Annotated in this window: 8 protein-coding genes; 2 read left to right on the forward strand and 6 right to left on the reverse strand. The window is 73.5% G+C overall.

Features of this window, described 5'->3' with window-relative positions:
- Positions 1–22: 22 nt before the first annotated feature.
- Genes B207_RS0122035 through drmA form a run of 4 tightly spaced genes read right to left on the reverse strand, consistent with a single transcriptional unit; the run spans position 23 to position 9,041 of the window.
- Complete coding sequence (locus tag B207_RS0122035) at positions 23–2,137, reverse strand: HsdM family class I SAM-dependent methyltransferase (protein ID WP_018638766.1); 2,115 nt, start codon at positions 2,135–2,137, stop codon at positions 23–25.
- A gap of 3 nt (positions 2,138–2,140) precedes the next feature.
- On the reverse strand, positions 2,141–3,013 hold the full coding sequence (gene drmC, locus B207_RS0122040; RefSeq protein ID WP_018638767.1) for a DISARM system phospholipase D-like protein DrmC: 873 nt from the start codon (positions 3,011–3,013) through the stop codon (positions 2,141–2,143).
- 23 nt (positions 3,014–3,036) lie between these two features.
- A complete protein-coding gene (drmB, locus tag B207_RS0122045; protein ID WP_018638768.1) occupies positions 3,037–4,983 on the reverse strand; it encodes a DUF1998 domain-containing protein in 1,947 nt (648 codons plus the stop codon).
- Positions 4,983–9,041, reverse strand: coding sequence for a DISARM system helicase DrmA (gene drmA, locus B207_RS0122050; protein ID WP_018638769.1), 4,059 nt, complete (start codon positions 9,039–9,041; stop codon positions 4,983–4,985). Before drmA ends, drmB begins: the two co-directional genes overlap by 1 nt.
- A gap of 260 nt (positions 9,042–9,301) precedes the next feature.
- On the opposite strand from drmA, the gene B207_RS0122055 reads away from it, so the two are divergent.
- Positions 9,302–9,892, forward strand: coding sequence for a DUF4190 domain-containing protein (locus B207_RS0122055; RefSeq protein WP_018638771.1), 591 nt, complete (start codon positions 9,302–9,304; stop codon positions 9,890–9,892).
- Between the two features lie 174 nt (positions 9,893–10,066).
- Here the strand turns inward: B207_RS0122055 and B207_RS0122060 are convergent, their stop codons facing one another.
- A complete protein-coding gene (locus B207_RS0122060; RefSeq protein WP_018638772.1) occupies positions 10,067–11,284 on the reverse strand; it encodes a restriction system modified-DNA reader domain-containing protein in 1,218 nt (405 codons plus the stop codon).
- Positions 11,285–11,463: 179 nt separating this feature from the next.
- Between B207_RS0122060 and B207_RS0122065 the strand changes: the two genes are divergently transcribed.
- Complete coding sequence (locus B207_RS0122065) at positions 11,464–12,069, forward strand: hypothetical protein (RefSeq protein ID WP_018638774.1); 606 nt, start codon at positions 11,464–11,466, stop codon at positions 12,067–12,069.
- A gap of 66 nt (positions 12,070–12,135) precedes the next feature.
- On the opposite strand, the gene B207_RS41765 is transcribed toward B207_RS0122065, so the two are convergent.
- Positions 12,136–12,336: a hypothetical protein gene (locus tag B207_RS41765; protein WP_018638775.1), complete on the reverse strand. Its 201-nt coding sequence runs from the start codon at positions 12,334–12,336 to the stop codon at positions 12,136–12,138.
- Positions 12,337–12,346: the final 10 nt, after the last annotated feature.

Genomic DNA, 12,346 nt, shown 5'->3' on the forward strand with positions numbered 1-12,346 from the left:
CCGGCTCCCGAACCTGGAATTGTCAGGACCGGGTACGGTCTCCGGGCCTGCGCCGGCTGTCGACCGCACCGAGGTATCCGATCTGGATGATCTCGGCGCCCAGTTCGGAGACCTGGCGCACCGCCTTCTCCAGCTGTCCGAGCCGGTGGAAGTCCGCCGCCAGTTCCCGCTGGTCGGCGAGCTCCAGCGCGGGTATCGGGATCCGCCGCAGGTCCGGCAGTGACAGCGTCCCGGCCGGGCGGCCGCGATCCGGGTCATCGTCGCCTCGGCCGTGCGCCGCGGCCGGCCGGGAGCCCGCGGCCCGCAGACTTCCGGCCAGGAAATGAGGATCGAGGCGGTCGGGGTCGACACGCAGGAGCGCGACCTTCGGTCCGAGCACGGCGCCGGCCTCCTCGATCACCGTCGCCGCGATGCCGCCGTCCGTCGTCACGCAGACCACGTCGCCGGCCTGAAGCCGCAGCATTCCGGCACGGTCACCTGTCCGTCCGGTCGGGCCGCGGTCGTGCCGCACATCACCAGCGGTGAACATCGGCAGATCACCGCCGTCGGCTCTGGTCTGCAGGGACGCCGTCAGCATTGCCAGCGCCCCTTCTTTCGTCAGCTCACCCACCGTGTTCCAGGCGGACGGGGCTACCCTGCCCGTTTCGGGGGAGGCTGCCGATGCCGCGACAGAAGTGGGCTCACCGGCAGAAACCGAAAGGGCCGGCGGCGACATACTCGCCGTGAGCGCGGACAGTGACGACAATGCCGTCCGGAGTTTCTCGCGCACCGCCGGAAAACCGCGCTCGGCACCGTCTGCCGGAAGCACGGCGACGCGCGGGCGCGGGCTGAGGTCGACCTGGTCGTCGAGCAGGTCGGCGACGGGAACTCGCCGGTATCCGGGTGATGGTTCCGCGCTGACCGTGCGCAGGTCCGCGCCGGCCAGGCCCATGAGTACCCGGGGGTCGGGTGGCCGGCCGTCGGGCACCCGCAGCACCCAGAGGTCGGGTGTGGAACCGGCGCCGAACACGTCGGGTGGCAGTTCGAGCACGGCACGCAGCGCCCCGGCACGCAGCAGGTTCGCCCTGATCCGCCGCCCGGCGGGGCGGGAGGCGGCGGCTGCCGGCAGGACGAGGAGCACCGCGGCACCGGGCCGGCCGTGCGCGAGGCAGTGCTGCAGCCAGGCCAGTTCCGGTTCGCCGCGGGGTGGGACGCCGTAGCGCCACCAGGGCGACCCGAGCAGGTCCTCGTGTCCCCAGGAGCGCTGACCGGAGGGAGGCGCGCACAGCACGACGTCGGCCTGTTCCCCGGTGAAGGCATCCGCGAGCAGGGAGTCCGCCGCGGCGATCCGGGCGTCGGCACCGTGGAGCAGCAGGCCCGCGGCGGTGATCCGCGCCGCTGTCGGGTCGACGTCCTGGCCGAGCAGCCGGCCCGCGCCGGCGGCCCGCGCCGCGTCGAGCAGGCCGCCGACCCCGCAGGCCGGGTCGAGAACGGTGAGCTCTTCGGCGCCGCGCCGCACACCCGCGAGCCGGACCATGAGGTCCGCGACTGCGGCCGGGGGCCCGCCGACCTGCCGGGAGTACACCTCGCGATAGCGCTGACGCAGGACCTCGAAGAGAGCGGGATACCCGGCCTGGTCGGCGGCGGTGGCGGCGGTCCGGGCGACCGGCACCCAGCTCGCCTCCCATCCGGAGGAGGGAGCGGCACCGGGCGACCGGTGCGGCAGCTCGGACGCGGCCCGGTCGATCGCGGGCCCCAGCAGGCGGGCGGCGACGTCGTCGGGCTCACCGAGCGTTACGTCCGCCGCCTCCCGCTCGCGCTGGCGGTAGAGCAGGAAGCCGCCGAGGTGTCCGACGAGTTCGCCCAGGTGCGGGTCGTCGACGGTGCCGCGGATCTGCTGCCACACCCGGTCGCCGGCCTCGACTTGGAACGGGCGGCCATGCCGGTCGAACCAGGTCTCCACCGCGGCGAGCGCGAACAGCGGGCTGCTGGAGGTGCCGGCGACCGGGGTCGGGAAGTCGTCGAACCGGCGCCTCCAGTTGCTGACGGCCGCCCGCCCGACGCCGGCGATGCGCGCGATGTCCGACGCGGTGACCGTGGCGGTGACCGGCGCGGTGGTCGGGGCGGTGGTCGGCGCGGGAGCGTTCCGATCGGGCATCGTTCAGCCTCCGTCCGCCCGCTCGGCGCCGACGGGCAGGCGGGTGAGCACGCCGCTGGTCCGCAGCGCGGCGAGATGCTCCGCGGCCCGGCGCGGTGGTGCCCCGCCGCGGACGAGCAGGCCGGCTTCGATGTTCTCCTCGACGCCCGTGGAGGTGAGGTTGGCGCTCGACACCAGCAGCGCCCGCCGGTCCGCGACGGCGATCTTGGCGTGCATGCGGGCACCGGGATGACCGCGGCGGGCGGTGGGCCAGTGCCACAGTTCGACCCCACGCACCCCGGCGAACGCGGCTGCCGGCTCGCTGCCCGCCAGCCCGCCGCCGGCCCCCTGCAGGGTCTCGACGACGACGCTGACCGCGACCCCTCGCGCCGTCGCGGCGCCGAGCGCGGCCAGCAGCGGCGGGTAGGGGCGTGCCGCGTAGGTGGCGAGCATCAGTTCCGTGGTGGCCTCGGCGACCAGGTCGACCAGTACCCGGGCGGTCGCCCGCACTGGCACCGAGCTGCTGCCCGGCCCGCTCCACACCGACTCCACCCGGGTCTCGGTGGCCCGTCGCGCATACCCGGCGCTGACCCCGCGCAGGTAGGCGGCCGCCTCGGCCGGGGGAACGCCCTCGGCACGGCGAGCGCGCAGCACCGCCCGGACGGTGTCGCGCGCCGCGGGGCCGGCGACCGTCGCGACCAGTGCGTCGTCCCACCCGGCCCCCGCCACGGCCTCCCGGGGCAGCGCAGGTCGCGTCCCGGCCCGGTCGACGAGTTCGTCCGCGAGTGTTCTGAGCCGGGACGGACCCAGCGCGCTCACCGCCGCCTCGACGGTCGCGGCGAACAGACCGCCGGGCTCGTGGTCGGACCCCACCATGCCTGCGTCACCCACGTCCATCACCGGGTCACCACGTCACCGCGTCACGGGAGCTCGGGGAAGAGGGCGAGGTCGCGATGCTCCGGGCCGTCGCCGAGGGGGACGACGAAGCGCCGGTCGAGGAACCGGTTGCCGCGCTCACAGGTCGTCTCGGAGACGAACAGGCAGACGTGGCAGGCGGCGCCGTGCAGGAAGTCGGCGGGGGCGGCCGGCAGGCGTTCGGCGCACAGCGGGTCGGAGGAGCAGTGCCGGGCGTCGGCCAGCGCCCGGCGGGTGAGCCGCAGCAGCTGGTCGGGTTCGGCCAGTGACACCAGCCCGCCGAGGGTGCCCTCGGCGTCGGGCACGGCGGTGTAGATGAGGATGCCGTCACGCGGGTCGTCGTCGGTGCCGGCGTAGATCCGTTCGCTCAGGCTGGCCGAGCTGTACCCGCATTCCAGGGCGATGGTGCGGATCAGCAGGTGGGACAGCGAGTGCAGCGCCAGGAAGCGCACACCGGGCCAGCCGCGCATGGGGTCGAACTCGACGGCGCCGGCGAGGCGGTCCGAGTACCGGTTCACGCGGAAGCGGCTGTAGGCGTCGCGGTGCTCGCGTATCTCCGTGGTGTCGGTGACCCCCGCCTCCCACGGCCCGAGGATCTCCTCGGACACCCGCAGGAAGATGCCCTCGCCGCGAACCTCGGTGGCCGGCACCCAGGTGGCCGGCCCGCGGGTCAGCGGTGCCCGCACGACGAGCTCCGGGTCGTCCGGGTCGGGTGCGTCGAGGCGGGTGAAGCCGGTCAGCGCCCGGACCTCGCGCAGCCGTTCGGCCTGCACGACGTCCGCGTAGAAGCGGGTCAGCCGGGGCGGCACGCCGTCCGGGTCGCGGCGCAGCGCGAAGTCGTCGGTGGCGTCGGGCAGCACCGACGCGGAGAAGATCTCCCACTCGGGGGTCCGCAGATCCGGGTAGCCGTGTTCGTCCCCGGTGTCGGTGTCGGTGCCGTCGCCGGGTGCGGTGTTCAGGGCCGCCCGGTGATGGTCGATCGCCGACCAGATCTCGGCGTCGGTCCACCGTTCCAGCTGGCGGAACACCGGCATCACCGACCGGGAGAAGCCCATCAGCTCCGCGCCGGGGATCTGGCTGAGCTGTTCCCAGTTCTGTTCGACCTTGCTCGCCAGCTCACTGGCCCCGGTGCGGGGAACGGAGAGCACGGACAGTCCCTGGGCGAACCACTGGTTGGAGGCCCCGACCACGAGCAGGCGGGCGTCGGCGTGGCAGCCGCCGTCCGCGAACGTGCCCAGGTGCGGGTGCCGGCCGCGGCAGCGGGGCAGGTTCTCGGCGCCGCGGCGGCCTGTCGCCTCACGGATGTTGCGCCGCTGGTCGCAGTTCACGCACCGGATCTCGACGTTGGCACCGAGGTTCCCGCCCCGGTCCTCCATTCGCAGCCGCGGGTGACTGGCCTTCGCGCACCCGCCGCCACGGTGGACGAACGCCACGTAGGGGAAGTCGTCGAGGTGGCCGGCGGTGCAGGCGAGGACGAAGCGGGCGGCCACGGCCAACGGCCGCCGGCCCGACCGCTTGCGGGAGCATTCTCCGTGGAAGAAGCGCGCGTCCTGGGGACGGAACTGCCACTGGTTCTCGAAGGCGAAGGCCGGGGAGGAGATCAGGTCGAGCTCGTTGCAGGCGGTGCAGCGCAGCCAGTTGGGGAACGGCACCGTCGGGACGCCGATCGGGGTGCCCGGAGCGCCCCGGCCCCCGGGGCCGCTGACGCCGGTGTCCGACCAGGGCGCCGGCCGCAGCTCGGTGACGTTGCGGTCGTACACGCGGCGCACGGCGGTGAGCAGCCGGGGCTCGGCGATCGGCTCGTAGTCGGGGACGTTGCGGTAGTCCCAGTCGTCGAGCCCGCGGACCAGCGTGGAGAAGCTGGGGAGGTCAACGAGGGCGCCGACCCCGCTGGTGAACATCAGATGGCTCGGCCGGACGGCGCCGACGCGCCGGTGGTGTCGCCCGCGCATCAGGCACCTCTCCTCTGCCGGGGCCGGGCCGGACCGGCCAGCCGGGTCTCCCCGAGCTCGTCGCCGACCGGCGCGTCCTCGTCGTCCAGGTCGGGCCCGCCGGCGGCGGCTGCCGGTCCGCCGGCGGCGGCCGGCGCGGCAGGGGCAGCGGCGGGGCTGGCCGGGGTGCCGAAACTCCACGGCGGATCGACGAGGTTGTGGTTGTAGAGCTCCTCGCCGGCGGGGACGAGGAGGCTGATCTCGTGTTCGGTCTCGCGCATCGACTGGGCGACGGTGAGGACCTCCCAGCGGCCGTGGCCGGCCGGTTCCAGCAGGCCGGTGAGTCGTTGCTGGCCCGCGCCCGCGCCGCCGCCGCGCTCGGTGTAGCCGAGCCGGGCCGGACCGGTGCGCATCAGCTGCCAGCGGTCGACGAGTTCGCGGAGCCGTTCACCGAGGTACTCGGCGCCGCGCGGGCCGGCGACGGCCTCCGCCCGGGCCAGCAGCCGGCCGATCAGCCGGGTGGCGACGGGGCCGGTGAGGTCGACGTCGTGCGCGTCGATGTTGCGGGTGTTCGCGTCGTCGAGGTGGCGCAGCGCGGCGACGAACGCACCGGTGGCCGTGCGGTCGAGGGAGCGCCGGGTGAACGGGGTGACCGACAGTGCCTCGACCTGCCGGTAGAAGCTGGCGTGGTAGGGCTCGAAGTCCTCGTAGTGGGCGAGGTCGCGGGGCCGCGCCCAGTTGTAGAGGGTGACGACGAGCCCGGGGCGCGCCGCGTCCCGGCCGACCCGGGAGGACGCCTGGATGTACTCGGCGGTGTTCTTCGGCTGCCCGACGACGGCCATCAGCCCGAACCGGGAGACGTCGACACCGACCTGCAGCATCGACGTCGCCAGGACGACGTCGACCGGCCGGCGGGCCTCCCGGGCACGCCACTGTTCGGCGACCGGATGTGCGGGGGGCCGTTCCCGGGTGCGGCTGTCCCGGATGCTGAGCGTTTCCCGCCAGGTGTCGGCGATCGCGTGGCGCCGGACGGAGGTGTCCAGCTCGGCGTCGAACGCGATCTCCAGGCGCTTCAGGACGTCGCTGATGTCGGCGGAGGAGACCCGGGAGGTCAGCTCGCTGATGGTGAGCATCGCCGCGCTGGGGCCGAGCCGGTTCGACAGCCCCTTGCGCGTGCCGTGGGTGCGTACCCGGGTGGTGACGTCGTCGTCGAGGTAGCGGCGCATGCCGGCGAGTTCGCGGGTGGCGTTGAAGTAGCCGACGAGTGTCTGGTACGGCTCGGCGGCCTCGCCGTGCCGGTCGAAGAGGGTCTGCCCGGCCAGCAGCAGGATCTCGGCGAGCCGGATCTGGGCGGACTTCATCCGGGTGCCGTGGGCGCAGATGCCCAGATAGCGCCGCCCGGGGTTCTGCGGGCTGACGGGGACCTGGCGGGAGAAGAACGTGTCGGTGACGTCGACGACCTGCGGCGGGAAGACGGCCAGCCGGCGGCCGAACACGCCGAGGACCTGGTCCCGCGCCCGCTTGGTGGTGGCGGTGGAGGCGACGATCTTCGGCCCGGCCAGGGCGGGAGCGCCCGTGTCACCGGCGATCCCGTCACCGGCACCGGAGGGCAGCGGCCAGGAGCACAGTTCGTCCACCGCGGCCTCGAACAGGCCGACGGTGGTACCGAGCGCGCCGGAGATGAGATGCAGCTCGTCCTGGATGATCAGGTCGGGTGGGCGCAGCCGGCGCACCGGTTCGCTCGTCACCTTCGGCAGGTCGCCGCGGCGCTGGTGGCTGGACCCGCAGCCGGTCCGCGCGTCGAGGTCGTCGTGGCGGTAGCCGTGCCGCGGGCAGCGCTGGCGCACCCGGCCGAACAGGATGCCCGCCTCGCCGCGCCACGGCAGCTGGGCGAGCTTGTCGACGGTGGCGATGACGAGGCTGGGGGCGTACCGGTAGATCTCCTCGTCGACGGTGAGCACCGGCAGGCCCTCCCCCGGTGCGAGCCGCTGGGAGAACGGACAGGCGTCGGAACCCTCGCCGTTCGGGCAGTAGAGCAGCACGCGGCGCAGGTTCTCGTCGGGGTGGGCGTCGCGGTGGGCGGCGAGCACCGTGCCGCACCACGGGCAGCTCAGCGTCTGCAGGACGTTGGCCCGCTTGCCGTCCCCCACCTCACGGGCCTGGCTGATCTGGTCGGCGGCGTCCTTGAAGTTGTTCGGGGAGACGCCGCTGCCCACCCACAGGCCGATCCGGAACCGTTCCGCCCCCCAGGTGGCCTCGTCGGCGCGGCGCAGCACCTCCGTGGCGCAGACGAGGGCGGCCGCCCGCTGGAACTGCTGGGCGGTCAGCAGCCGCAGGGTGTAGCGCATGAGGACGGCGACCCCGGCCTCGCCGGAACGTGCGTCGGCCCCGGTGCCGACGGTGCCCTGCAGCCGGCGGATCGCGAAGGTGTACGCGGTCAGCCCCAGGTAGGCCTCGGTCTTCCCACCGCCGGTGGGAAAGAACAGCAGGTCGACGAGAGCGTCAGCGTCGGCGGCCCGCTCCGGGTGCGCCGGGTCGGTCAGCGCCGGCAGGTTGAGCAGGACGAACCCGAGCTGGAACGGCCGCCAGGACGCCGCCGCCGCGCCCTGTGCCTCCACCCGGGCCTTCGCCTCGGCGTAGGTCAGGCCGTGCTCGTCGCGGAACCGGGCGATCGCGGTGTGCCGGCGCTGCGCCGCCATGGCCTGGTTGGCGAAACGGAAGGCCGCCAGCGCCTGCGCGTGGTGCGGCCGCGCCGGATCCGTGAGCAGGGTGATCCCGGCGCGGATGCGGGCGGCCGCTCCCCTCGCCTCGCCGATGGCGATGCGGGCGGTGGGCCGCAGCCGCGGCGGCAGGCCTGGCAGCTGCTCGTTCTCACGCTCGTCGAGCCAGGCGTGGTAGCCGTCGGCGAGCGGTGTCAGCCCGCGGTGCAGCTGCGCCGCGTCGGCGGCCGCGAGCGCGTCCATCGACAGCTCCACACCCGCCAGCGGCGTACCGGCGCCCGCCGGCGCGATGGTCGACGGGACGTCGTAGCTGGGCAGCCAGGTGGTCTCCAGCCGGTGTGCGCGACGCTCACCGGGCCGGACGGAGGGGTGCACGGCGATGTTGCGGCCGCTGGCGTAGCGCCGCTCCCCCCGGTAGAGCAGCCGCAGGTGCAGCTCCTCGTGGTCGGAGTGGTCGGCCGCGCCGCCGTCCTCGGGATCGTCGATCGGCAGGAAGACGGCCCGTTCCCCGTCGAGCGCGGTCACGGTCAGCGTGGCCTGGAACAGCCAGGCGGTGTCAGCCCGGGACGGCGGCTCCGGCTGCCCGTTGACGAGCGTCAGCTCGACGATCCGCCGGCCCGGCCGCTCCCGCAGGACGACGGCGAGGAACACCCCGGTCTCGGCATCGCCGACCAGCGGCACCCGGAAGGCGTCGGCGCCGAGCGAACCATCCAGGCGGATCTCCCGGTTCGCGTGCACAACCGGCTCCCGGGCCCAGACTGTGAGCGTGCGCCCCTCGTCGTCCTCGGTCTCCTGCCGGACGTACCGGCCCCAGCTGGCGGTGACGGCGACGACGTCGACCGCCGCACCGTCCGCGCTGGCCGCGCTGGCCGCGCCGCTCGCTCCGGGCACGCTGGCCGGGACGGCGAACGACAGGCCCATCGAGGACGCCCAGATCCGGCCCCGGGCCTGTGGGGTGAGAACCTCGGGCAGGTCGCTGTCGGCGTCGCCCTGCACCGCCGTCTCGGTGTCGGCGACCGATTCGGCCGCCGCCGCCTCGCGGGCCCCGCGCGGTGCGGGCTTCGGGCCGAGCATCCCGACGAGGTAGCGCTCCCGGGGCCCCATCGCCCGCGGGTGGAACACCTCGTGCTCCCCGTCCCACGGCCCGAGCAGGTCACGCCGGACGAGTTCGGCGAACGCATCCCGGACCTCGTACGAGGTCGCGGGGACGAACTCCCCCGGCCTGTCCAGGATTTCCGTGGGTGACAGGGCGTCCGCGGTACCGGCGCCGCCCGCGCTCGCACCCCCCGATCCGGCGAGCGTGGGCGAGGCGCCCTTCTCGGCGGGAAACAGCGCGTCCTGACGATCCTGCGTCACCACGGCTCATCTCCCCCTCGAAGCAGCCCGGCCGGCGCGTCTCACCCGCAAGCCGAAAGCTGTGTACCGAGTTCACAGACTACACATTCAGGCCAGCTCGCGTAAGGGCACCATCCCACCCACGCCCGCAGGCGGCTCGGGAGAAGCCAGTCTGCTCCGCGGCGTCACCCGCGACACGCATAGATGGTTGGATCCGTGACGGGCGCCGCCCGGAAAGCGACAAGCGACAGCAGTACAGCGGGACGAGGGGAGCCGGACGGCACGTGAGCGACAACATGGGGTTCCCCCCGGGCCCGGACCAGGGCGGATACGGCCAGGGCCACCCGCCCTACCCGAGCCAGCCCGGCCAGGGTGCAGCAGGTGGCCCCGCATACCCACCGAACCCGGGGTACCCGCCCACAGGCCAGGGCTACCCGCCGGGGCCGGACCAGGGTTACCCGCCCCACAACCAGGGCTACCCGCCGACCTACGGTCAGGGCTATCCGCCGCCCGGCTACGGCCCCTACGGTGGCGGCCAGCCCCGCAACGGTCTCGGCGTCGCCGCCCTGGTCCTCGGCGTGGCCGCGATCCTGCTCTCCTGGACCGTCATCGGCGGCATCCTGCTCGGCGTCGGCGCGCTGGTCTGCGGCTTCCTCGGCCGCGGCCGGGTCAATCGCCGGGAAGCCAACAACGGCGGCATGGCACTGGCCGGCGTCATCACCGGCGCGGTCGGTGTGGTGATCGCGCTGATCGTCCTGGTCGCGTCCATCGCCTTCCTGGCCTCCGACGAGGGTCGCACCTACGTGAGCTGCCTGGACGACGCCGGCAACAACCAGGTCGAGGTCGACCGGTGCGCCCGGGAGTTCCTCGGCTGAAGCCGCGGCTGGCGGCAGGAGACCGCCGTCGTCACACCAGACAGAAAGCGTTTGCCCGTACGGCCGCGCCCGCCGCGAGATGACGTGGGCGCGGCCGCGATTTCCTTCCCCGGCCAGACCACGCCCCACCGCCCCAGCTGGTGCAGCCCTGCTCACGGCATGCGCGGAGAGCCCTCAGGCCGATCGCCCACCCTGACGGTTCGGGCGGGACTGGGCCAGATCTCGGCGCAGGCGCTTGAGACTGACGAGTCGCCCAGTCGTCGGGTCGGGCGCCTTCCAGAAGTCCCAGCCGTCCGTCGAGCGGGCGCTCTCCGGCAGATCGGGTCCGACGATGTCCACCTTCGCCGCCGCCCCCGCCGCGCTCAACGAGAGCCGCTGCCCTCCGAAACTGACCATGCCGTCCGACCGTACCTGCGCCTCCCGCTGCCGGCCGCGGTACACAGCGGTCAGCGCACTGCCAGCCTGCACCAGCCCGGCGGCGAGAAGATCGGTCATACCCAGATCCCGTTCCACACGGGTCACCCGGGTGGAATCCGCTGACAGGGGCACAGCCTTCGACGGGTTAGCGCCGGTGGCCGGGGCCGCCGGACGGCCGTTCAGCTCAGGCGGACCCGAACGGCCTGCCCCTGCCGTTCGCCCCGGTGAAGACGAATCGCTTCCGGAAACATCCGTGGCAGCCGGCAACGCCTCCCGAGGTGCCGGGACCACGCTGGAGACCAGGCCCGCGGCGGGGAAGTCGAAGGCCGCGCGGACCCGGATCAGCGCGTCCCGTACCTCAGCCTCGTTCAGGCCCGGCGCGCGGCGGCGGACCAGCGCGGCCAGCTCGGGCGCCGGTTCCCCTCCGTCGAACAGCTCCGTGAGCGCCGACCGGACCTGCCCGTCGACGAACTCCGAACGCCACAGGTCCTCGATGCGATCACTGCCCAGCACGTCCTTGCCCAGCAGTTCCAGAACGCGTGCCGCCTCGTCGGTGCTCTCCGCGGGACGGACCGTCCGGTAGAGCTTCTGCTCGACAGGCACGGGGGCGTGCGCGTTGTAAATGCGCCATTCCGCGCCGTTCGTCAATACCACCCAGCGCACCCCGGCAGCCGAGGCGTAGCTGAGTATCTGCGTCGCCCACCTCAGCTGGCCGAGATCCTCGCCGAGGCCTTTCGCCTCGATGAAAAGACAGGGCCTGCGCCGCAGCAGCAACGCATAGTCGACAGGGTTCGCCGACCCGCCGTACCGATACTCCCGGTTGACCTCGTCAAGATCGTGAATGTCCCATCCCAACGCCTCGATGACGGGCTCGATCAGGCTCGCCTTCGTGTTCTGCTCACCGATGCGCTGCCCGCCGTACCGTTCCAGTCGCCGGACGCAGTCACCGAGCGTCTCAAGAAGCGTGCGTGCCACTCTCACCCCAGTCGCCGGTGTCGTCACCCCGGGCAGCGAACGACAGCAGACCTCGCCACCACCAATCAGTATCATCCGGTTACTCAGTGGCGCCCAGTACGGCAATCACCATCGGCGGCTGTTGCCCCAGGCGGAGTACTGACAAGACTCCGTGTCGTCCAAGGATTCGAGGCGCGAGGATGCAGGAGTACCCGAACGGAGCGCCCTCCACCGCGTGGGTGACCGTGGTCGACATCGTCCTGTCAGAGGACGACAGCTCTCCGCCAGACCCCGCCGAGCCGCCACCCGTCGCCGGCGAGCATCTACTCTCCTCCCGGCGACGAGTTGAGGAGGCGGTGGCGGCGGCGCTGGCCGAGCTCCTCCCGCTCTCCCGCTGGCTCACCCTCACCGTCGACGATCCGGACAACGCCGAGCTGACCCGCGCGCTGCGGTGGGTGGCAGACAGCCCGATCACCCCGACCGAAGCCTGCGCGCAGATGGGCGTGACCGTGCCGGAGCCGGATCTGCCCGGCTGGATCAGCTCCTGGCCCGTCACGGCACGCGGCCCCCACGGCACGATCACCCACTACGTCTTTCCCGCCACGCCCCCCGCCGACCTTGCGGTCGACCTCGCCGACTGGCTGCAGACCGTCCTGGCGGACGCCTGGATTTCCGACCCGGCACCGCCCTGCCCCGGCCACCCCCATCCGATGCGCCCCGCCGTGCACGACGCCACACCCTGGTGGGAATGTCCTGCAGGCAACCTCGTCCGCCCCTGGCGGCAGGACCCTGCTTCGGCCGGCTGACCGCGGCCCTGCGGCGGTGTCAGCAGGGCCGCGGTGCAACCCGACTGCGCCCCTGCTGGCGTTCCTTCACGTCAGTCGGCGCCGTAGGGGTCGCGGAGCGGCTGGCTGGTGATCGAAGGCGCGGACGGAACGTTCCGCCTGTGCGGCGGTGCCTGCTGCGAGGTAGCGCCGGGTGCGGCCGTGGCCGGTCTCCTCGATCAGACCGGCGGCCCTGAGCGCCTGCAGGTCGCGGATCGCCTGGTCGCGGGTCAGACCCTCATCACCCATGTAGGTCGTA

The sequence above is a fragment of the Parafrankia elaeagni genome (genome assembly GCF_000374165.1).
Classification (GTDB): domain Bacteria; phylum Actinomycetota; class Actinomycetes; order Frankiales; family Frankiaceae; genus Parafrankia; species Parafrankia elaeagni.